This is a genomic window from Sediminibacterium sp. GW821-FHT12F12 (assembly GCF_058806635.1).
This window is the reverse complement of record NZ_JBXAPW010000017.1, coordinates 30,974-53,455: the sequence shown is the minus strand read 5'-3', so window position 1 is coordinate 53,455 and position 22,482 is coordinate 30,974. Positions and strand designations below refer to the sequence as shown.

At 46.0% G+C, this 22,482-nt stretch carries 21 protein-coding genes; 12 read left to right on the top strand and 9 right to left on the bottom strand.

The genetic code is table 11. The features are described from left to right. Positions 1 to 119: 119 nt before the first annotated feature. The 4 genes from AC1RNB_RS17465 to AC1RNB_RS17450 all read left to right on the top strand — a co-directional run bounded on the left by AC1RNB_RS17465 (position 120) and on the right by AC1RNB_RS17450 (position 3,924). Positions 120 to 1,748, top strand: a complete 1,629-nt coding sequence (locus AC1RNB_RS17465; RefSeq protein ID WP_493084930.1) for an acyl-CoA carboxylase subunit beta — start codon at positions 120 to 122, stop codon at positions 1,746 to 1,748. Positions 1,749 to 1,837: 89 nt separating this feature from the next. Continuing rightward, positions 1,838 to 2,623, top strand: a complete 786-nt coding sequence (locus AC1RNB_RS17460; protein ID WP_493084928.1) for a PhzF family phenazine biosynthesis protein — start codon at positions 1,838 to 1,840, stop codon at positions 2,621 to 2,623. Positions 2,624 to 2,774: 151 nt separating this feature from the next. Then, entirely contained in the window at positions 2,775 to 3,257 is a 483-nt protein-coding gene (rnhA, locus tag AC1RNB_RS17455; RefSeq protein WP_493084927.1) for a ribonuclease HI, read from the top strand. A 10-nt stretch (positions 3,258 to 3,267) separates the two neighbouring features. After that, positions 3,268 to 3,924: a Dph6-related ATP pyrophosphatase gene (locus AC1RNB_RS17450; RefSeq protein WP_493084925.1), complete on the top strand. Its 657-nt coding sequence runs from the start codon at positions 3,268 to 3,270 to the stop codon at positions 3,922 to 3,924. Between the two features lie 77 nt (positions 3,925 to 4,001). Here the strand turns inward: AC1RNB_RS17450 and AC1RNB_RS17445 are convergent, their stop codons facing one another. Both AC1RNB_RS17445 and manA read right to left on the bottom strand, forming a co-directional pair. Continuing rightward, positions 4,002 to 4,571 carry a DUF6580 family putative transport protein gene (locus tag AC1RNB_RS17445; RefSeq protein ID WP_493084924.1) on the bottom strand — a complete coding sequence of 190 codons (570 nt, stop codon included), beginning with the start codon at positions 4,569 to 4,571 and terminating at the stop codon, positions 4,002 to 4,004. Positions 4,572 to 4,648: 77 nt separating this feature from the next. Then, positions 4,649 to 5,857 carry a mannose-6-phosphate isomerase, class I gene (gene manA / locus AC1RNB_RS17440; protein WP_493084923.1) on the bottom strand — a complete coding sequence of 403 codons (1,209 nt, stop codon included), beginning with the start codon at positions 5,855 to 5,857 and terminating at the stop codon, positions 4,649 to 4,651. A gap of 49 nt (positions 5,858 to 5,906) precedes the next feature. Between manA and AC1RNB_RS17435 the strand changes: the two genes are divergently transcribed. Beyond that, on the top strand, positions 5,907 to 6,302 hold the full coding sequence (locus tag AC1RNB_RS17435; protein ID WP_493084921.1) for a YraN family protein: 396 nt from the start codon (positions 5,907 to 5,909) through the stop codon (positions 6,300 to 6,302). 12 nt (positions 6,303 to 6,314) lie between these two features. On the opposite strand, the gene AC1RNB_RS17430 is transcribed toward AC1RNB_RS17435, so the two are convergent. Then, entirely contained in the window at positions 6,315 to 7,907 is a 1,593-nt protein-coding gene (locus AC1RNB_RS17430) for a M1 family metallopeptidase (RefSeq protein WP_493084919.1), read from the bottom strand. 130 nt (positions 7,908 to 8,037) lie between these two features. Between AC1RNB_RS17430 and AC1RNB_RS17425 the strand changes: the two genes are divergently transcribed. Further along, positions 8,038 to 8,460 carry a GNAT family N-acetyltransferase gene (locus AC1RNB_RS17425; protein WP_493084917.1) on the top strand — a complete coding sequence of 141 codons (423 nt, stop codon included), beginning with the start codon at positions 8,038 to 8,040 and terminating at the stop codon, positions 8,458 to 8,460. A gap of 68 nt (positions 8,461 to 8,528) precedes the next feature. On the opposite strand, the gene AC1RNB_RS17420 is transcribed toward AC1RNB_RS17425, so the two are convergent. Continuing rightward, on the bottom strand, positions 8,529 to 9,026 hold the full coding sequence (locus AC1RNB_RS17420) for a YkgJ family cysteine cluster protein (RefSeq protein ID WP_493084915.1): 498 nt from the start codon (positions 9,024 to 9,026) through the stop codon (positions 8,529 to 8,531). Positions 9,027 to 9,131: 105 nt separating this feature from the next. On the opposite strand from AC1RNB_RS17420, the gene AC1RNB_RS17415 reads away from it, so the two are divergent. Together AC1RNB_RS17415 and AC1RNB_RS17410 are read left to right on the top strand one after the other, a co-directional pair. Further along, the gene (locus AC1RNB_RS17415) at positions 9,132 to 10,043 is read left to right on the top strand and encodes a site-specific tyrosine recombinase (RefSeq protein WP_493084913.1); all 912 of its coding nucleotides are present in this window, start codon (positions 9,132 to 9,134) and stop codon (positions 10,041 to 10,043) included. A 78-nt stretch (positions 10,044 to 10,121) separates the two neighbouring features. Beyond that, positions 10,122 to 10,964: a DUF2911 domain-containing protein gene (locus AC1RNB_RS17410; protein ID WP_493084911.1), complete on the top strand. Its 843-nt coding sequence runs from the start codon at positions 10,122 to 10,124 to the stop codon at positions 10,962 to 10,964. Between the two features lie 52 nt (positions 10,965 to 11,016). Here AC1RNB_RS17410 and AC1RNB_RS17405 read toward each other — a convergent pair whose 3' ends face one another. Then, a complete protein-coding gene (locus AC1RNB_RS17405) occupies positions 11,017 to 11,406 on the bottom strand; it encodes a VOC family protein (protein WP_493084909.1) in 390 nt (129 codons plus the stop codon). A gap of 124 nt (positions 11,407 to 11,530) precedes the next feature. After that, positions 11,531 to 12,784 (bottom strand): aminotransferase class I/II-fold pyridoxal phosphate-dependent enzyme, encoded by a 1,254-nt coding sequence (locus AC1RNB_RS17400; RefSeq protein ID WP_493084908.1) that lies wholly within the window; start codon positions 12,782 to 12,784, stop codon positions 11,531 to 11,533. Between the two features lie 150 nt (positions 12,785 to 12,934). On the opposite strand from AC1RNB_RS17400, the gene pafA reads away from it, so the two are divergent. Next, the gene (gene pafA, locus AC1RNB_RS17395; protein ID WP_493084906.1) at positions 12,935 to 14,593 is read left to right on the top strand and encodes an alkaline phosphatase PafA; all 1,659 of its coding nucleotides are present in this window, start codon (positions 12,935 to 12,937) and stop codon (positions 14,591 to 14,593) included. Between the two features lie 160 nt (positions 14,594 to 14,753). On the opposite strand, the gene AC1RNB_RS17390 is transcribed toward pafA, so the two are convergent. The 3 genes from AC1RNB_RS17390 to AC1RNB_RS17380 form a co-directional block, all read right to left on the bottom strand. Beyond that, positions 14,754 to 15,986, bottom strand: a complete 1,233-nt coding sequence (locus AC1RNB_RS17390) for an NADP-dependent isocitrate dehydrogenase (RefSeq protein WP_493084904.1) — start codon at positions 15,984 to 15,986, stop codon at positions 14,754 to 14,756. A gap of 96 nt (positions 15,987 to 16,082) precedes the next feature. Then, the gene (locus AC1RNB_RS17385) at positions 16,083 to 17,972 is read right to left on the bottom strand and encodes an Nramp family divalent metal transporter (protein WP_493084903.1); all 1,890 of its coding nucleotides are present in this window, start codon (positions 17,970 to 17,972) and stop codon (positions 16,083 to 16,085) included. Positions 17,973 to 17,974: 2 nt separating this feature from the next. After that, positions 17,975 to 18,634, bottom strand: a complete 660-nt coding sequence (locus tag AC1RNB_RS17380; RefSeq protein WP_493084901.1) for a metal-dependent transcriptional regulator — start codon at positions 18,632 to 18,634, stop codon at positions 17,975 to 17,977. A gap of 106 nt (positions 18,635 to 18,740) precedes the next feature. Here AC1RNB_RS17380 and AC1RNB_RS17375 point away from each other — a divergent pair, with 106 nt between their 5' ends. The 3 genes from AC1RNB_RS17375 (at position 18,741) to AC1RNB_RS17365 (ending at position 22,165) form a co-directional block, all read left to right on the top strand. Beyond that, positions 18,741 to 19,700: a hypothetical protein gene (locus tag AC1RNB_RS17375; RefSeq protein WP_493084899.1), complete on the top strand. Its 960-nt coding sequence runs from the start codon at positions 18,741 to 18,743 to the stop codon at positions 19,698 to 19,700. A 149-nt stretch (positions 19,701 to 19,849) separates the two neighbouring features. After that, positions 19,850 to 21,505: an alpha-glucan family phosphorylase gene (glgP, locus tag AC1RNB_RS17370; protein WP_493084897.1), complete on the top strand. Its 1,656-nt coding sequence runs from the start codon at positions 19,850 to 19,852 to the stop codon at positions 21,503 to 21,505. 96 nt (positions 21,506 to 21,601) lie between these two features. Then, on the top strand, positions 21,602 to 22,165 hold the full coding sequence (locus AC1RNB_RS17365; protein ID WP_493084895.1) for a UbiX family flavin prenyltransferase: 564 nt from the start codon (positions 21,602 to 21,604) through the stop codon (positions 22,163 to 22,165). Positions 22,166 to 22,482 lie beyond the last annotated feature (317 nt).

The window sequence follows — 22,482 nt, the reverse complement described above, 5'->3', positions numbered from 1 at the left end:
AAACCGAAAGAAGCAATAACCTGTTCGTTAATACTTATCCATATTCATCTACCTACACGCATTAATCCTGTAACTTACCAAACAGCACTTATATTTGCAATACTAACAATTGTTCGTATATGAATCTTGCGCAGAACCGTAATGAAGACTGGATGAAAATGTCCGTAAGCCAGACCCTACAGCATTTGGAGAAAATCAAACTGGGGGGGGGTAAAAAATCGATCGAAAAACAAAAGGAACGAAACAAGTTAACGGCGCGTGAACGTATCGCTTATCTCTGCGATGCAGATACTCCGTTTGTGGAACTGGGCGCTTTTGCGGGGTTTGAAATGTATACGGAGCAAGGTGGCTGTCCGGCAGGTGGCACAGTAGCCGGACTGGGTTATGTGAGCGGCCGGCAATGCATGATTATTGCCAACGACCAGACCGTAAAAGCCGGTGCATGGTTTCCCATTACCGGCAAAAAGAATCTTCGTATGCAGGAGATTGCCATGGAGAATAAACTTCCTGTTATTTATCTGGTAGACAGTGCGGGCGTATTCCTGCCCATGCAGGATGAGATCTTTCCCGACAAAGAACATTTTGGCCGCATCTTCCGCAACAATGCCCGCATGAGTGCCATGGGTATTACCCAGATAGCTGCCGTAATGGGTGCCTGTGTGGCCGGTGGTGCCTACCTGCCCATTATGAGCGATGAAACCCTGATGGTAGAAGGCAACGGCAGTATTTTTTTAGCGGGCCCCTACCTCGTAAAAGCGGCTATCGGCGAAGAAACCGATAATGAAACACTGGGCGGTGCCACTACCCATACAGAGATCAGCGGTATCGCTGATTACAAATTCAAAACAGAACAGGAATGCCTGGATCATATCAAAAAGATCATGAACAAACTGGGCCAACCGGAACAGGCTGGCTTTGACCGGATAGCGCCGGTGGCTCCCCAAAAAGATCCCGGAGAGATATATGGCATTATGCATGAAGGCAACCTGAAACCCTATGATATGCTGGAGATCATTGAACGCATGGTTGATAACAGTGCGTTTGACCAGTTTAAACAGGATTATGGTAAAACTATACTCTGCGGTTATGCCCGTATTGAAGGCTGGGCCGTAGGTATTGTAGCTAACCAGCGACTGGTAAGCAGGAACAAAAAAGGAGAAATGCAGATCGGTGGGGTGATCTATAACGACAGTGCCGATAAAGCCGCGCGTTTTATCATGAACTGTAACCAGAAAAAAATTCCACTGGTATTTCTGCAGGATGTGACTGGTTTTATGGTGGGCAGCCGCAGCGAACATAGCGGCATCATTAAAGACGGCGCCAAACTGGTGAATGCAGTGGCCAATTCGGTGGTACCCAAGATTACCATCATTGTAGGTAACAGTTATGGGGCAGGTAACTATGCCATGTGTGGCAAAGCTTACGATCCCAGATTTATTTACGCATGGCCCTCGGCCAAAATTGCGGTAATGGGTGGTGAACAGGCAGCCAAAACCTTGTTACAGATCCAGGTGGCCAACCTGAAAGCACAGGGCAAAGAAGTAAGTGCAGAAGTGGAGAATGAATTGCTTGACCGTATTAAAGCGAGCTATGAAAAACAAACCTCGCCTTATTATGCAGCGGCGAGGTTATGGGTAGATGGCATCATTGATCCCATAGACACACGCAGGGTAATTGCAGAAGGAATTTACGCGGCCAACCAGAATCCTGATAAGGAGATTTTTAAGATGGGGGTGTTTCAGGTGTAGGGGAAGCAATGAGTGAGTGAGTGAATGATAGAATGTTTTATTTGGAGGAGGATGGTAGGATGGTTTTATTTGTGGTGAAATGAGATTTTATGGTGTACCCGATTTATACGGTTGATGCATTTACAGACCATGTGTTTGGTGGCAATCCGGCGGCTGTTTGTCCGCTGCAGGAATGGCTGCCCACTGAAACCATGCAGCAGCTGGCCAATGAAAATAATTTATCCGAGACCGCATTTTTTGTTAAACGGACCGATGGCAGTTATGATCTCCGCTGGTTTACACCGGAGCTCGAAATAGACCTCGCCGGCCATCCCACCCTGGCTACCGCCTTTGTTATTTTTACTGAATTGAAACATGCATCAGACACCATCACTTTTCATAGCAAGAGCGGGGTACTCACGGTTATGCAGAAGGGGGATATGCTGGAAATGAATTTCCCGGCAAGAATGCCGGTTACCTGCGAACCTCCGGTTGAATTATACAAAGCATTCAACCTGCCACCTGCAGAAATTCTCCGATCAAGGGATTATTTTCTCATTTACAATACGCAGGAAGAAATAGAACAACTGGTTCCCGATTTCAACTACCTCAATCAGGTAGAAACCCTCGGCATCATTGTTACAGCCAAAGGAAAAGAAGCTGATTTTGTATCCCGCTTTTTTGTTCCCAATTCAGTAATAGGCGAAGACCCCGTTACTGGTTCCGCCCACGCCACCCTCATTCCCTATTGGGCCTCCCATCTCAATAAAACAGCAATGACCGCCATCCAACTCTCCCAAAGAAAAGGCCATCTCTGGTGCGCTGCACTCGGCGACAGGGTTACCATTGCAGGAAAAGCGGTATTGTACATGAAGGGAGAATATTTTTTATCCTGAGGCGGCAATCGTCAGACGTGAATCGTGAGTGGTCAGTAGTGAGTAGGGAGTTAATTACAGAAATCGAATTCTGTATATTTACAACCCCATCATTTTTGACCTTTAACTTTTGACTTTTAACTTTTAACTACTAATTCTCCCCCCCAATAAGATGACCGCATCCTCCCACTCCCACCAATTAATCATCTACACAGACGGCGCCTCTCGCGGTAATCCGGGCCCCGGAGGTTATGGAGTAGTATTGATGTGGGGTGAAAAAAGAAAAGAGCTCTCGGGCGGTTACCGGTATACCACCAATAACCGGATGGAGCTGATGGCGGTGATAGTGGCTTTGCAATCCTTAACCAAAAAACATATTCCCGTTACCATTTATACCGATAGCCAGTATGTGGTGAATACCGTTGAAAAAAAATGGCTGGATAACTGGATCCGTACCGACTTTAAAGGCGGTAAAAAAAACCGCGACCTGTGGATGTTATACCACGAGATCGCCAAAAATTTCCGGGTGCGTTTTCATTGGGTGAAGGGACATGCGAGTAATGCCATGAACAACCGTTGTGATGAACTGGCCACATCTGCCGCTGATGGAAAACATTTGCTGGTAGATGAAGGCTATGAAGCAGAAAATACTTAAATCCTGTAACATGTCACGAATTCTGTGCAGCTGGAGTGGCGGAAAAGACAGTTGCTTTGCACTGATGCAGGCCATCCACTCCGGCTACACTCCTGCTGTTTTACTGAATGTATTGAATGAAGCGGGGAAAATTTCCCGCAGTCATGGTATACCCTCCGCCATTCTTTCCGCACAGGCAGCTGCCATGCAGTTACCTGTTCACCTGATCAGCAGCAGTTGGGAAGAATATGAAAAACATTTCATCCACGCCCTTCAGCAATTAACGGAACAGTACCAGCTATCCCATGCCGTATTTGGTGATATTGACCTGCAGGCACATCGCGATTGGGAAGAAAAAGTTTGTGCATCAGCAAACCTGACCGCCGTATTACCCCTCTGGCAGCAAAACCGGAAGGTATTGGTAGAACAGATGCTGGATGCGGGCATCGAAACCATGATCGTCAGTTGTAACACGGTAATGGGCGAAGCTTTTCTGGGCCGGATGCTTACACGGCAACTGGTAACAGAACTGGAAAAACTGGGTGTAGATGTATGCGGCGAAAACGGAGAGTTTCACACACTGGTATTGAACTGCCCACTGTTCAGCCATCGCATCGAAGTAAACACCGGAAAAAAATTACAGCATGGCGAATACTGGTTCACAGAACTGGAACTGGTAGCAAAATAACCTTAGCGGAAAACAGACCCTGCCAAAACAAAAAAGCTCCATCCATAGGAAGGAGCTTTTTACTGAATAGCAAAATATTATGCCAGTTTTTCGCTGGCAAGATAGTTTTTAGCGAGATAGTAGGTTCCAAACAATACAGCCGAAAATACCACGGTAGCCATCAGGCTATTGGTATAAAAAGGCAGTGCATCGCCATAAGTAAGCAGTAAACCCTGGAAAGTTTTGGGGCGATTCAGGCCAAATCCGCGATCGCTGATCCATACCAGGAAATTGGATGTCAGAAAATATGCAGTGGGAGCAGACAAAGCAGCTACGATCACATTACTGATCCGGTTGGTTTTTACCAGGAACCCGAAACAGGTCATGCCCGCAAACAACAGGTAATTGATCCACTGGCCTTCATAAAAGCCCATATAATCGGTAAGCCCGTTTACATATAAAGCCTGGTACAACAGATCCGAAAGGAACATTGACAGCAAAGGCAACGCAAAAGCCCATTTCTTATTTTTTACAAACAGGGCGCCACTGAATAAACCAATAGCGATCTGTGGAGCAAAGCCCATGGGACGGTTTGGCATGATGCGGTATAAGGCACTTACCAATATCATTATAGAAAGGGATAGAACAAGAGAACGGTTAATTTTCATCGGTGATTATTTCAACACAAAAATAGGCGTTCTGGGGATTATGCCCCGCGCATTTTTCCTCATACTGTGTATAATCTTTATATGGCCGGAACAAAGGCCCTGAATAAAGTACAATTGCCCGAAGCTTCTATCGTATAGGTTTCATTGGCAAAAACAGTGAAAGCCTCACCCCGCTTCAATACCAGGCTATTATTTACTACTGCCCCCCCTGCGGTTACAGCCCAGATCTCCAGCGAAGCGGAAGTTCCGGTATAAGATAAGCCAGCAGTAAGGTCTACCCTGGCAATGCCGAAATCAGCCACCGGGCAGGGATATACCCGCTCGCCGGGTTGCACCGGATTTCCTGGCATTACCTGCGGCTGTATGCTTTCAAAAACAGTATGTTTCATCAATTCCGGCACATCAATATGTTTAGGGGTTAAACCGGCCCTTAATACATTGTCGCTATTGGCCATCAGCTCCATGCACTGTCCTTCCATATACGCATGAGGCACGCCCGCCGCCTGGAACACGGCTTCGCCCGGATTAACTTGTACAATATTGAAAAGGTAAAGGGAGAATATGGCTCTATCAATATCCCCGATCTCTGTTTTACCCTGAAAAATCTTAGCTACCCACCAGCCTGGCTGTTGCTTTGTCAGTTCACCATCATTCTTTCTGCGTATTTCCCTTTTGATCAATTGCGTAAGCATGGCATTGATCTCTGGTTGCTGCATCTCCATCACAAACTGGTACAGGGCTTTCAATCCCTCTTTACGGAAATAAGGTAGCAGCACATTGAACGCTGGAACATCTTCCAGCGTTTTTTCGATATCCGCCAGCTGTTTAAACCCGTGTAATAACCAGAACTCACTCAATGCAACCATTACTTCGGGTTTGTGGTTGCGGTCTTTGTAGTTGCGGTGGGGAGCATTGATAGGTATGCCTTCCGCTTCTTCCCTGTCGAACCCCTTTTCTGCTTCCGCTTTGGAAGGATGTACCTGTATGGATAAAATTTCGTTTACATCCTGGATCTTGAACAGGTAGGGCAATTCGCCAAAACGCTTAAATACATTTTCGGAAAGGACGGATGCAGGATCCTGCTGACAGATCGCATATAATGACAGGTTACCCTCCCGTGTAAGCAGTTCCGATGGAGCGGCCGGATGCGCCCCCATCCAGTATTCGGCAAAAGGTTGGTGCTGCGGGTTATCTATACCCAATAATGCCGGCAGGAAATCAGTGCCTCCCCAGGCATAATGCATTATTTTACCCTTCAGTTTACAGATTCTTTCTGGTGTACTCATTGCGTATAAATTACCCGTATTTTCCTATAACGTTCAAAATGGTCACATCTTGTATGGGTGGATAACTTTATTGTCTTATCCCTACCAGATGAACACCAACCAGCAAAAAGGCAACCAGGGCGAAGATTTCGCTGCCGCCTACCTCGAAAAACAAGGCTATACCCTGCTCGAAAGAAACTGGCGCTTCAGGCACTGGGAAGTAGATATTATTGCCTCCAAAGACCGGTTTCTCCACTTTATTGAGGTCAAAACCCGCCATTCCCTGCGTTATGGCCGGCCGGAAGAAAGCATTACGCGCAACAAAATGAGTAATCTCCGCAATGCTGCCGAAGAATACCAGTACCTGCACCCGGAATGGCAATACCTCCAGTTTGATGTATTGGCCATTACGGTGGTAGATGAAAAAGTGAAAGAAGTATTTATGATCGAAGATGTATACTTCTAGATCTTTGCCGGATTATTCCCAGGTAACTTTTTTGAAATAAAATCCTTTCGCATCAACAATGGGTGGCGTATTGCTCTTCAATAGCAACCCCTCCCCTGTTACAATCAGGCGCTGGGTTCCGTTAGAAGTGGTAATGTCTACCGGCAAAGGCATAGACAGGTTCTTAAGTTTGATCTGGTAACTATTGAACTGGGTTTGTTGTATGGTAAAATCGAGTTTTTGCGTAGTGCGCAGGTACAGATCAAATAAAGGTTGCAGGTTCCTCCCAGATTCGCGGCTGAAGAGTTCTTCCACGTCGTCTGTGATCACCAGGTTGTGATAAGTGTACCGGGGATCAGTGGCCAGTTTCTTCAGGGTTGGAAAAAACAAACTATCGCCCATCAGGTAACAGAGACTGTGCATGAAAAAAGACCCCTTGAAATACAGGTCGCTGCTATAGGTATCCACACTATTGATCTCTTTACCCTGCACCAACGGCTTTTCATTTTTGATCCGGCTCCAGTGTTTAAAGAGCTGTTCCTGGTAAGCATCTTCTCCCGCCAGCTCACGGAATCCCAGTGCTTCGGCATAAGTGGCAATGCCCTCCTGGATCCACATATGCGCCCAGTCTTTGTTGGTCACTTTATTGGCCCACCACTCATGTGCATATTCATGGTACAGGTTGGCCGAGTAATTCTGCCCGCCCACTTTGGCATAATTAAATTTGTCGCCATACGTTATCATGGTCTGGTGCTCCATACCCGGGTTAGATACCTGTGCAATACCGATCTTCTCTTTTATCCAGGGATATTCGCCAAAATATTTTTCGAGGATCTTCGTATCGCGGATCCGGATATCAATCACTTCATTGGCATGGGCCGTATCCTGCTCCAGTACATAAAACTGCACCGGCACTTTGTTTCCATCAATGCTCGTATACTCACGGGTAAATACTTTGTAGTTACCAATATTAAACAGCGTGCAGTAATTACTGATCGGATAACGGGTTTTCCAGTGATAAGTAACAGTATTGTTCTTTATTGGGGTTACTTTCTGTAACAATCCCGGCCCTGCCACTACCAACCCTTTGGGAACATTGATCATAAAATCCACCCCATCATCCGGTTCATCGGAGGGATGATCTTTACAGACATAATAGATCTTTCCCCCCTCAAACTGGCAGTTGATCACTACCCATGGATTACCCTGCCCATCTTTACCCCAGGTAAAACCGCCCTGCCAGGGTGGTCTGGCAGCCACGGCCGGACTGCCGGCATACATCACTTTCACCAGTTGTTTTCCTTGGGTAAATCCACCTGACCGGGTAATGTATATCCGGTTATCCCGGTGCGTAAAAGAAGCCGCCACATTATTCACGGTAATTTTTGCTATCGTAAACAGGTTAACCAGATCCAGTAAGATGGTATCGGAAGGTTGGCTCAGTAACAAATCTACTTCTGTAAATCCGTTCAGCTTTTGTTGCTGCGGATCAACCTCCAGTGCAATCGTATAATGCCGGATGTTCATGATGGCCTGCAGCGGATGCAGTTTACCCCCCGAACTCATCTGCTGTGCATGGGATCTGTTCAGTGAAAATAAGAGGGCTAAAAGCAGTAGTTTTTTCATAAGCAATTTCCATTCGTGTAAAAGTTCCGCAGGCAATAGACCTGCTTTTTACATTTACGTCTCTGGTTACTTTAAAAATAACCAAATCCCGGCAGTTAAAGGCAACTTATCAAACTAATTCAATCACATAATGAACATACAACTGGCTGCAACAGACACCGATATCCGCAAGTGCTGGAAAGCTTTACAAGCATTGAGACCCCATTTGGTGGAGGCTGATTTTGTTGACTTAATCAAAGAAATGCTGGCAGAAGGATACCAGCTGGCCTTCATTGAAGGCCCCAATGGATACGCCGAATCCATCATCGGTTTCCGCTACCTGCAATTCACATTCAATGGAAAACATTTTTATATCGACGACCTCTCCACCCTGCCCGAAGCAAGAGGCCAGGGCCAGGGCGGTGCCTTACTCGACTATGTGTGTGATCTGGCCAGACAAAAAGGCTACCAGGTAGTTACCCTCGACTCCGGTCATCACCGTTTTACCGCCCATCGCCTATACCTCAACAAAGGCTTCACCATCAGCTCCCACCATTTTTCCAAAACCCTATAAAAAAAGCGCCTTTGCAACAGAACCAAAGAATCTGCTGCAAAGGCGCCCCAATTTTTAATTTTTAATTTTTAATTAAAACGCTCCATCATCTTCTCCACCATCTTATACGTTGCCGGGCAGTATTCAATATTCTGCTGATGTACATGTATATATTCCACCATTTTCTTTTTCTTCAGGTGCGGGAATCCTGCACAGTCTTCCGGACGCACTTCATAAATACTGCACATATGATTGTCCATATTCAGAAACTGGCAGGGTTGCTTCACATTTACCCAGTCACCGGCTTCCTTATCAAATTCCAGCCATTTTTCTTTGAATTCTTTGGGTGTGATGGCAAAATGTGCCGCGATACGTTTGATATCTTTATTGGTAAAAGTAGGCGTCATGCTTTTACAGCAATTGGCGCAGCTTAAACAATCTATTTCTTTCCATACTTCCGCGTCGATCTCTTCCGCTATCTTATCAAGATGCCGGGGCGGATTTTTTTCAATCTTTCCTAAATAACGTTTGAATGCTTTCTGGTTATGACGAACCTTCTGTTTGAACGAACGGAGATTAACTTGCATTGTAGAATTTACGGGTTACCGGTTATCAGTTTTAATTAAAAGGGCAATATCGTCTACCTTAGCTTCAATTCCAAAATTTACCTATTCCCTAATCATTGATTTCACATGTGGGACGCCTATAAAAAAGGATACAAAGCCTGGTTACGGCTGGAAAAATCGCTGAGTGATCACTCGGTAGAGGCTTACCTGCATGATGTAGAGAAACTGACGAATTTCCTTCAATCCGTCAATAAACTGGTGGCCCCGGCCGACATTACGCTGAAAGACCTTCAACTGTTTGTAAAATGGATCGGGGAACTGGGCATGACCGCCACTTCGCAGGCAAGGATCATATCGGGCATCAGGGCCTTTTATAAATATTGCCTGTTGGAGCAGATCTCTGCCACCGACCCCTCTACACTACTGGAAGCACCCAAAACCAAAAGGAAACTACCAGATGTGTTAACTTTTGAAGAGATCGAATCTGTGATGGCCGAACTGGACCAGAGCACCCCGGAAGGCGGTCGCAACAAAGCCATCCTGGAAACCATGTACAGTTGCGGACTTCGGGTAAGTGAAGTAGTGAACCTGAAGATCTCCTGCCTGTATCTCGATGTAGGTTTTATTCGGGTGATAGGAAAAGGCGATAAAGAAAGGCTGGTGCCGATCGGCAGCGATGCCAGTAAATATATCCGGATCTACAAAGAGAATATCCGTGTACACCAGCCCTTGCAGCCAGGGTTTGAAGACATTCTTTTTCTCAATAAACATGGCAGAATGCTTAGCCGTGTTATGATCTTTTACATCATCCGCGATCTGGCCAAAAAAGCAGGTATCACCAAACATATCTCCCCGCATACCTTTCGCCATTCTTTTGCCACACACCTGGTGGAAGGTGGTGCTGATCTGCGTGCCGTTCAGGAAATGCTGGGGCATGAAAGTATTACCACTACCGAGATCTACACCCACCTCGATCGTGATTTCCTGCGCGATACCCTGCAACGGTTTCACCCTGCCTTTCAGGGGTCGGGACGCTAAAGCGGCCTGCCCCCTGAAAGGCAGGGTGAAAATGCGGTAAAATCACTTATGTTTGTCACTATAAAAAACGAAACAAGTATGAAAAAAATCATCCTGATGGCTGCGCTTGCCTGCAGTATCTCCGGCTTTGCGCAGGTGAGAATGCCCGCCCCCAGTCCATTACAGAAACTGACCCAGGAATTCGGGCTCGGTTCGATAGAAGTAACCTATTCACGCCCAGTACTGAAAGGCCGTAGCCTGTTTAAAGACAACAGCGACCTGGCTCCTTTGGGTAAATTATGGCGTACCGGTGCCAATGCCGCTACCCGGATCAGTTTTACAGATAGAGTAATGATGGGTGGAAAATTATTGGATACAGGCGCCTATGTACTGTATACGATTCCCGGTAAAGAATACTGGGAAATTATCATCAACAAAGGCCTGAAAAATTCGGGTACAGATGGTTATAAAGAAAGCGAAGATGTGAACCGCTTTAAAGTAAAAGCAGAGAAAAACGGCACGTCAGTTGAATCCTTTACCATCCAGTTCGATAATATCCTTCCTGAAAGTTGCGACCTGATAATCATGTGGGGAACCACAATGGTGAAAGTACCGATGAGTGTGAATGTGAAAGACCGCATTCGTGCACAGGTAGAAAAAGCATTGTCTGCCGAAACACCTAATCCGGGTGCATATCAGGCGGCTGCCAATTTCTATTTTGAGTGGGACAAAGACCTGAACAAAGCCCTGGTGAATGCTACCAAAGCCACACAGGCTAACCCCAAAGCTTATTGGTTGTTCCTGTTACAGGCAAGAATTCAGCAGGGCCTGGGTGATAAAACTGCTGCTAAAACCAGTGCAGAAAAATGTATAGCACTGGCTGCAGAAGCCAAGAATGACGATTATGTGAGAATGGCGACCGACCTGATCAAAAAATTGTAATCTATCTCTTAAAAAACGAGTGCAGCTATTTCAACAGCTGCACTCGTTTTTTTTATACCGTGATCTCGATCCGGTTTCCCTCCGGATCCAATACGGCACTTTCATAATAACCATCGCCTGTTTTACGCGGTTCCCCCACTATGGTAACCCCATCCTTCCGCAACTGTTCCGTTAAGCTATTCACGGTTTCTTCACTTCCAACCGACACCGCAAAATGAATCAGTCCGGAAAACTGTGCCATTACATCATTTACATTATCCGGAATCTCCGGCATCTGCATCAATTCCAGTCTGGGGCCTTTTTCGAAACTCAAAAAATAAGAGGAGAATTGATTTCGCGGATTGTGGTATTTCTCATTGGGCTTCGCAGCAAAATACTTCACGTAAAAATCTTTCATCGCTTCCAGATCCTTGCACCAGATGGCCAGATGTTCTATATACATACATTTCATTTATCTTCAAAAGAACAAAGAATCCGTTTTGCCGACAAGCCATTCATAAAAAAGAGAAGCCCTCTCGTAAGAGAAGGCTTCTCAATTAATTGTTATAACAGATCCTGAACCAGGCTTATTCTGCCATATCAGGGATCTTCTCCACTTTATACGCTCCGGCATCCAGCTTGGCCTTGGTTTCGCTGAAAGCTTTCAGGGTTTCTTCGATATCTGCATCAGTATGCGAAGCAGTAGGGATCAGACGATAAATGATATGTCCTTTCGGTATAACCGGATACACCACAATGGAACAGAAAATCTTATAGTTCTCCCGCAGATCCATCACCATCGCAGTAGCTTCTTCTACGCCGCCTTTCATATACACCGGCGTAACCATGGTATTGGTGTTACCGATATCAAACCCTCTTTCTTTCAGTCCGGCCTGCAGTTTCAACGCATTCTTCCATAAACGTTCTTTGAGTTCGGGCTGGGTTTGCAGTAGTTCCAGTCTTTTCAGGTTTCCGATCACGATCGGCATCGGTAAACTCTTGGCGAAGATCTGCGAACGGATATTGTACCGGATAAAATCAATAATTGCTTTATCTCCCGCCATAAAAGCACCGATAGAAGCCATGGATTTGGCAAAAGTGGAAAAATACAGATCGATCCCGGCCTGGCAATCCTGCTCTTCTCCTGCTCCCGCTCCTTTTTTACCGAGGGTACCAAAACCGTGTGCATCATCCACCAGTAAACGGAATTGAAACTTATTTTTAAGTGCAACGATCTCTTTCAGTTTACCCTGATCACCTGCCATGCCAAACACGCCTTCGGTGATCACCAGAATACCACCGGCTTTCTGCTTTTCAATCAATGCCGTGGCTCTTTCCATCTGTTTCTCAAAATCTTCCAGGTCATTGTGTTTGAACACATAACGGTGTCCGGGGTGTAAGCGTAACCCATCAATGATACAGGCATGACTTTCTGCATCATACACAATCACATCATGACGGCCACATATGGCATCAATGGCACTCATGATACCCTGGTAACCAAAGTTCATCAGTATCGCATCTTCTTTCTGCTCAAAGGCGGCCAGTTCTTTTTCCAGTTGTTCATGGTAATTACTGTTTCCGCTCATCATCCTTGCACCCATAGGCAAAGCCAGACCAAACTGTGCGGCAGCATCGGCATCGGTTTTACGGATTTCGGGGTGATTGGCCAGTCCGAGGTAGTTATTCAGGCTCCACACAATCATTTCCTTTCCACGGAATACCATGCGGTTACCGATCTCACCTTCCAGTTTAGGAAAAGCGAAATAACCATGCGCCCGCTCACGGTGCTGACCCAGCGGACCGTAATTCTTTAACAGTTTTTCAAAGATGTCTGCCATATTATCAAATCATTACTTTGGTGAAAAATCGGTGCAAAGGTAAACTTTTAGGCCCTAAAGGGCAAGGGCAATTATTCACCATATTGTATCTTCACCCCTGATTTTCAATGTTCATCAACGAATCACCCTCAAAATAGCAAACAGAAACCCATGAAAAGACTCTTTTTACCCCTTGTGGCCAGTCTGGCTTTGTCCATATCAGCACAAGCGCAGAAAACCACCAAACCTGCCGCTGAGGAGGGTTTACAGCGCCCAAAACTGGTAATCGGTATTGTGATAGACCAGATGCGTTGGGATTATCTCTATCGTTTTCAACCGATCTTTAAAGCCAATGGCGGTTTTAAAAGGATGATGGGCGAAGGTTATTCCTGCGAGAACACCCTGATCCCTTATACACCTACCGTAACAGCCTGCGGTCATACCGCTGTGTATACCGGCAGTGTTCCTTCCATACATGGCATTACAGGCAATGCCTGGTGGGATAACCAGCTAATGCGGAGTGTTTACTGCAGTGAAGATAAAACCGTGAAAGGTGTGGGCGGGAAAAGTGAAGAAGACGGGCAGATGAGTCCTAAAAATATGCTCACCACTTCTATCTGCGATGAACTGCGTTTGGCTACCAACTTCAAAAGCAAAGTAATTGGGGTGGCATTGAAAGACAGGGGTTCAATTTTACCAGCCGGCCATTCGGCCAATGCCGCTTATTGGTACGAGGGCAAATCGGGTAATTTTATCACGAGCACCTATTACATGAACCAGTTACCTGAATGGGTGAACAAGTTCAATAACCGGAAACTCGCAGACTCGCTCTACGCGCTTGGCTGGAATACTTCTTTACCCAAAGATGTCTACCCACAATACGCCACCGCTGATGTGAAAGACTACGAAAGCAAACCTTTCGGAAAAGATGCTACCGGTTTCCCATATGATTTAAGCAAATATATTGGGAAAGACTTCAGCAAAATTTCTTCTACACCGTATGGCAATACCCTTACAGCCGAAATGGCAAAAGCCGCTGTATTGGCAGAAAAATTAGGCAAAGGCGAAGCCACTGATTTTCTGGCTGTGAGTTTTTCTTCTCCGGACTATGTAGGCCACTCTTTCGGCCCCAACTCATGGGAAACAGTGGATGGTTATGCCAGACTGGATGAGGAACTCGGAAAACTCTTTGCTTTTCTGGATGCCACCGTAGGTAAAAACCAATACACGGCTTTCTTAACCGCCGACCATGCCGTGGCGCATGTACCCGGTTTTATGAAGGAGAATAAATTACCCGGTGGTGTGGTAGATGACATGGGCATGATGAAAACCATGAACACACAACTGAAAGAAAAATTCGGGATCGATAATGCGATCGTGAGCATGTACAACTACCAGGTTTACCTGAATCATCCCCGGATCGATTCAGCCAAACTGGATGATGCGCCTATCAAAAAATGGATCATTCAGTACGTAAAGAAAAATGACGCTGTTGCCAATGCTTTCCCTACGGATGAGATCATGACCACCCCCATCAACAAAACCCTCCGCGAAATGCTGGCCAATGGTTTTAACCCGCGCCGCAGCGGCGATATCCAGATTATTTTAAAGTCTGGCTATATAGAAGGAGGTGCCACAGGCACCACGCATGGTTTATGGTATGCCTACGATGCGCATATCCCTTTGCTATTTTATGGATGGGGCATCAAAAAAGGCAAAACCCACCGCGAAACCTATATGACCGATATCGCAGCCACCGTTGCCGCACTGCTCAACATCCAAATGCCCAGCGGCTCTGTGGGCAAAGTGATCGAGGAAGTGTTGAAGTGAGTGGTGAGTAGTCAGTAGTGAATAGTGAATAGTGAATAGTGAATAGTGAATAGTGAATAAAAAAGCATCTGCCGAAAGCAGATGCTTTTTTATTAGGTATTTAGACTTGTGAAATTATCGAGTGTCTATTCTTCACTCACTACTCACTACTGACCACTCACTATTTCGCCAGCTTCACCTGCAGGTTCTGATCCAACGCATCCAGGAACTCTTCTGTATACAGATAATGCTCGCCATGGTTTACTTTGTTTCCGTGAATACATACAGCAAGGTCTTTGGTCATTTTACCGCTTTCTACGGTTTCTACACAGACTGCTTCCAATGCATGACAGAAATCGATCAGTTCCTGGTTACCATCCAGTTTACCACGGAATTCGAGACCTCTTGTCCAGGCAAAAATAGAAGCGATCGGGTTGGTTGATGTAGGTTTTCCTTTCTGGTGCTCGCGGTAGTGGCGGGTTACGGTTCCGTGTGCGGCTTCTGCTTCCATCACTTTACCATCTGGGGTAATGAGGGTGGAAGTCATCAGACCCAGTGAACCAAATCCCTGTGCAACGGTATCGCTCTGTACATCGCCATCGTAGTTCTTACAGGCCCATACAAAATTACCGTTCCATTTCAGCGCGCTGGCAACCATGTCATCAATGAGGCGGTGCTCATACGTGATACCGGCTGCATCGTATGCGGCTTTGAATTCGTTCTGGTAGATCTCTTCAAAAATATCTTTGAAACGACCATCATATTTCTTCAGGATCGTGTTCTTGGTAGAGAGATACAAAGGCCATTTTTTAGCCAGTGCCGTATTAAAACAGCTGCGGGCAAAACCTTTGATACTTTCATCGGTATTATACATGGCCAATGCAACGCCATCGCCTTTATAGTTAAACACTTCATATTCCTGCACAGTACCATCTTCTCCTTCAAATTTGATGGTCAGTTTACCTTTGCCTTTGGTTACAAAGTCGGTAGCACGGTACTGGTCGCCAAATGCATGACGGCCGATACAGATCGGTGCTGTCCAGTTAGGTACCAGTCGGGGCACATTGGCACAAACGATGGGCTCGCGGAACACTGTTCCATCCAGAATATTACGGATGGTTCCGTTCGGGCTTTTCCACATCTGTTTCAGTTTGAATTCTTCTACACGTTGCTCATCGGGTGTAATGGTAGCACACTTAATGCCTACACCATATTGTTTGATGGCATTGGCCGCATCAACCGTAACCTGATCGTTGGTTTCATCACGGTACTCCATTCCGAGATCATAGTATTTGATATCTACTTCCAGGTAAGGAAGGATCAGTTTGTCTTTAATGAATTTCCAGATAATCCGGGTCATTTCGTCACCATCCAGCTCTACCACCGGATTGGTCACTTTGATTTTTTGTGCCATAATAATTCCTTTAGGTTAATGTAAAACGATGCCAAAGGTAAGACTTTATCAGTTTTGGGAAACAAGTCCCTGCCCCCTACTTTCAGGGTAACCTGGTCAGTGCTCCACATTTACAATCAGCACAGGAATCGGCAGTTTATGCCTTACATCCTCAATGGTCTCGCCAAAAATATAATCTTTTAATCCGGAGTGCCTGTGTGCCCCCATCACCAGCATATCGGCCCTGCATTCGGTAACGATCCGGATGATTTCTTTTACCCTGCTCCGGTAACCGATCATGCCCTCAGCCTGGTATCCTTTCTGTTGTAATTGCTGTACATAGTTTTCGAGTCGTTGTTTATCGCGCCGGGTTTCATCATCATCTGTGGCCTCGCCAAGATAACCGGCAGAAGCACTCTCTACAATATGCAGGAGCACAAATGAAACAGTCTTATTTCCCTGCGCCAGTGCATGCGCAATCAGTTTTTCATCCGATGCAGAAAAATCAAGCGCCACCGCAATCCGGCTGGTTTCTTTTACCTGTAGATTATCGAGGCGGATTTCCGCACCATGCAAACCTTCTTTTTTCCGTTGCTTGCGTTGTTGTATCAGGGGCAAAAAAGTCATGGTAAGGAAGAGCCAGATAAACGCGAGTATAGCCAGCACCAACAGCACTTTCCAATACCAGGCGGCAGAAGATTCCAGTACTTTATACATTTCCTCCCCTACCAACCGTACATTCAGAAATACCAGCACGATGGCTACGAGCCAGGCAGCTGCTTTTACATAGTTTTTGATGGCGTATTGCCCCATCGTTTTTTTGTCACTTACAAAATGGATCAGGGGTATCACGGCAAAACCCAACTGCAAACTCAGGATCACCTGACTGAACACCAGCAGGTCATCCACTTTGGATTCGCCATATAGAAGAATGACAATAACCGCCGGTACAATAGCTATCAAACGCGTCAGCAGCCTGCGCAGCCAGGGATTGATCCGCAGCTGCAGGTATCCTTCCATCACAATCTGTCCGGCCAGTGTACCTGTTAAGGTAGAACTCTGTCCCGCTGCAATCAATGCCACTGCAAACAGGATCGGCGCCAGTTTACTTCCCAGCAAAGGAGCCAGCAGTTGGTGTGCATCCTGGATCTGCGCTACCTGCGTATTACCGCTGGCAAAAAACACGCTGGCGGCCAATACCAGTATCGCCGCATTCACAAAAAAAGCGGCATTAAGGGCAATGGTACTATCGATCAGGTTGTATTTCAACGCCCGCCGGATCCCTTTGGCATCATTACTTATTTTCCGGGTTTGCACCAGGGCCGAGTGTAAATAAAGATTATGTGGCATTACCGTGGCTCCGATAATACCTACGGCAATGTATAAAGCTTCGTGATTTAATGCTGTTGGAATGAATCCCTTCATCACTGCTCCCATCTGCGGTTTGGCCAGCAGAATCTCTACCAGGAAAGATCCGCCGATAATGGCTACGAGGCAAATGATAAACGCTTCCATTTTACGGATGCCCCAACGTTGCAGCAGCAGGAATAGAAAAGTATCCAGTACCGTAATGGCCGTACCCCAGATCAAGGGCAAACCGGTTAACAGATGAATCCCGATGGCCATCCCCAGCACTTCCGCAAGATCGCAGGCTGCAATAGCCAATTCTGCGAGTATGTATAAACAGAAATTAACCAGTGGCGGATACACTTCGCGGTTGGCCTGTGCAAGATCCCTTCTACGCACAATACCGAGCCTGGCACTCAGGCTTTGCAGCAATAAAGCCATCAGGTTACTCATCAGCAGTACCCAGATCAGCTGGTAACCGAACTTGGCACCACCCTGCAGATCGGTGGCCCAGTTGCCCGGGTCCATATAACCCACACTAACGAGGTAAGCCGGACCGATATACGCCAGTATTCTCCGCCAGCCTTTCCGCGGTGCGGTGGTGTCTACAGATTCGTGCACTTCACTCAAAGACTGGTCACCATGATAACGATTCATCATAACTACATAAGTTTTACAAACAATGCCTGCGCCAGTTGCTGGCTGATGGTGAAGGCATTCTGGTTTTTGAGTTTGATCTCGATAGAGTTATCAAAACTGAATTTCCGTTTGATCTCCAAACGGGTGCCGATACCGATATGTTTGTGTTTGAGTAATTCGAGTAATTCGGTAGACTGGCTGCCCACGCCACTTACTTCTGCCGGTTTATTTACCGGAAGATCAATGAGGTTGATATGTTGCTGCACCGCCATCTTACCATGACTATCGGGGATAGGATCTCCGTGCGGATCAAATTTGGGATACCCGAGAAAAGCATCCAGTTTCTCCACCAGTTTTTTACTGCTGATATGCTCCAGTTCCTCCGCCACTTCATGCACTTCATCCCAGCCAAACTGCAGGGTATCTACCAGAAAATATTCCCACAAACGGTGCTTGCGTACAATGGCCAGGGCCAGTTTCTTTCCCTCGCCGCTGAGGCGTACCCCTTTGTATTTTTCGTAGCTGAGCAGTTTTTTGGTTTTCAATTTTTTCAGCATATCCGTTACCGATGCGGCTTTGGTATGCAGTTCGGCCGCCAGTTCGTTGGTAGATACCGTACCTTCTCCCTGCTGCAGGTGAAAAATGGCCTTGATATAATTCTCTTCTGTAATGGAGAAACTCATAATGTCTAAAATTATTTTTAGGTAAATCTAAAAATAATTCTTGATTATAGCAGTATCAATTCAGCCACTTATCCCGAAAACTGTATTTTTATCGAAATATTCGGTTATGAAGAAATGCCTGCCATGGCTCCTGCTCCTGTTGATCGGCTGGGGTTGCAAGGATAAAAAAGTGGACCTTTCCGGCGAGGCGCCGGTAAAGATCAGCGACTTTATAGCCGCTTTTCCAAAAATCACCCCAGCTTATACGGTGGCAGATACGAACCTGCTCAAAGCAGCGGATACCGTTACCATCGGCTACAAAGCCCTGATCCAGTTTGTGCCGGATAGCACCATTAAACAGGTAACCAACAATGCTAAAAAACTGGTGATCCATCCGGTGGGTATTATCGAAAAAGAAAAAGAGAATTACCTGCTGGTAAACCTGACCGTACCCAGAAAAAATACGCATCTCACAGTTTTTGTGCTGGATAAAAAAAACAAATACCTGGCTTTCAAATCCCTGCTCAACGAAAAGAATAACGACGATTACCTGCACTCTGTTTCTATAAACAGGGAGCCCACCTTCCTTATCAGCAAAGAGAAAATGGGCAAGGATAACAGCCTGAAATTCTCCCGCACCGGTTGGGTATATACCAGTACCGGCGAGTTCATGATCGTTGTGAATGATTCCAACGAAGATCCTTCCCGCTCTGATGTCATTAACCCGATTGATACACTGCCCAGAAAGAACAAATTCAGCGGAGACTATATACAGGATAAAAAGAATTATATCTCCATCCGCGATACCAAAAAAACAAACGTGTACCAGTTCTTCATTCATTTTGAAAAAAACGGCGGCAATTGTACGGGCGAATTGAAGGGCGAAATGACGATGCAATCTGTCAATACAGCTGTATTCAAAGAAAATGGAGATCCCTGCATTATCGATTTTCGTTTTGATGGAAATGAAATTACGCTGAAAGAACAGGGAAGCTGCGGTAACCACCGCGGAATCAAATGTTATTTTGATGATACCTTCATTAAAAAAAGAGAACCCCGCACAGCTAAAAAGAAAAAATCCGCCTGACGATCATCATGAGTTTGTTTCTTTTTATTCACCAGATACTGGCGGCGATCCCCCACAAAACAGGTTTCCCACATACCAATGTGTATGAAATACATTTTAGGAAAATACGCCTATCTTGCAACGCTATATAATCACAAAACCCCTATTAAATGAACTTTCGTAATTACCAGGTCCCTTACCAGCTCAACGATGAATATGCCAAAAAGGCCGCTTATTTTTCGATGGAATTTGCTATTCATCAACCGCTGAAGATTTACAGCGGTGGACTTGGTTTCCTCGCTGGCTCTCACCTGCGCAGCGCCTTTGAATTAAGGCAGAATATGATCGGTATCGGCATCTTATGGAAATATGGTTATTATGACCAGACACGTAACCAGGACCAGACACTGGAAGTTACTTTCATGGAGAAAAATTACAGTTTCCTGGAAGATACCGGCATCAAATTCCAGATCCTGATTCATGAGCACCCGGTATGGGTAAAAGCATGGTATCTGAATCCAGATACTTTCTGCAGTGCCCCTCTGTTTCTGTTAAGCACCGACCTGCCTGAGAACGATTACGTTTCGCAAACCATCACACACCGTCTATACGATGCCAACGTGGCTACCAAAGTAGCGCAGTTTATCCTGCTCGGAGTAGGTGGTGCCAAACTGGTAGATGAACTGGGATTCAATCCCGACGTATATCACCTGAACGAAGCACACGGCATTTCTGCTGCTTTTTACCTGCTGAACAAATACAAGAGCCTGGCAAAAGTGAAAGAGAAACTGGTATTCACCACCCATACACCCGAAGAAGCCGGCAACGAAAAGCACGATATTTATCTCTGTCATAAAATGAGTTATTTCTGCGGCCTCAGTATTGATGAGGTTCGCAAATTAACCGGTCTGAAAGATGACCAGTTCAACCACTCTCTCACTGCACTGCGTTTTGCCCGTAAAGCCAATGGCGTATCTGCACTGCATGGTGTGGTAAGCAGGGAGATGTGGTCGCATTACGAAGGCATCTGCCCGATTGCCTCTATCACCAACGCACAGAACTGGCGCTACTGGGCAGATAAGCAGATCTATCGCGCCATGGAAGAAGGCAATGATTATGCTTTCGACGACCGCAAAAAATACCTGAAGAAACGTGCGTTCGAAGTAGTGGCCGATCAGACCGGAAAAATTTTCGATCCCAATGTATTGACCATTGTCTGGGCCCGCCGTTTTGCAGGCTATAAGCGTGCCGATATGTTAACCTATGATATGGACCGCTTTGAAAAACTGCTCAGCAATGCCAAATACCCTGTACAGATTATCTGGGCAGGCAAACCTTATCCGCTGGATTTTCCGGCCATTTCTCAATTCAACAACCTGGTGCACCTCAGTAAAAAATACAAGAATGTGGCGGTGATGATCGGGTATGAACTGGGACTCAGTAAACGCCTGAAACAAGCTTCCGATATCTGGCTCAACAACCCAAGGGTTCCCCGCGAAGCATCCGGAACCAGTGGTATGACGGCCGCTATGAACGGTGCCGTGAACTTCTCTACCGATGATGGCTGGATCCCCGAATTCATCAACCACGGCAACAATGGGTTTGTGGTTCCCAAAGCAGATTACGCTAATATGACCGTTCACGAACAGGATGAATACGACCTGAATAAACTGTACGAAATTCTGGAACAACAGGTATTACCCTTATACTACGACAACTACGATACCTGGCGCCAGATCCAGAAAAATGGTATGCGCGACGTACGTTTCCAGTTCGACAGTAACCGGATGGCACACGAATACTACGAAATCATGTATAAAGGTTAAACAAAACGGATTAAGTAAAAAGTCAAAAATCAAAAGTCAAAAGTGAATCGGTAACTTTGTCTTTTGAGTTTTGACTTTTTAATTTTTAATTCCCGCATGCCCAACAAGATCGCAGTAGCCATTACCGGTGCCAGTGGTGCAGTATATGCAAAAGTATTGCTGGATAAACTGGTGTTACTGAAAGACCAGTATGAAGAAGTGGGCATTGTGATGAGCAATAACGCCAAAGAAATCTGGACCGCTGAACTGGGTAACCATGCCTACCAGGATTACCCCTTTCGTTATTTTGACAAGTACGATTTTTCTGCGCCCTTCGCTTCCGGATCGGCGAAATACAATATCATGATCGTAGTGCCCTGCAGTATGGGTACACTGGGCAGGATTGCCCACGGCGTAAGCGATGACCTGGTAACCCGCGCAGCAGATGTGATCCTGAAAGAAAGAAGAAAACTGATTCTTGTTGCGAGAGATACACCCTATAGCCTGATCCATATCAAAAACATGGAACTGATCACACTGGCAGGAGGCATTATCTGCCCGGCTACCCCTTCTTTTTACAGCAACCCAACAACGATTGAAGAAGTAGCAGCCACGGTTGTGGACAGGGTACTGGACCTTGCTGGACTGGAACTGACTACCTATCGTTGGGGGAGGAAATGAATATCGCATATCGAACAGGGAATACCGAACGCTGAAGTAATATGATTTCGACATTTTCCACCCTGGCGCGATTTTGCATTCGATATTCAAAAGGGGCTATGCTGTAAAACAACTCTACTAACCACCAGCCACCAGCAGCATCCGTATTAATTTTCAACACAGAGACCGGGAGTAACAGAGAATCACAGAGGCTTTTCGATCCAATATACCCCATACCCCATTCATTTACTTCGGTGTTCGAAATTCCTTGTTCGATATTCGATATTTCCCGCCCTAGCGGGATTCGATATTCGATATTCAAAAGCCTCTGTGAAAAC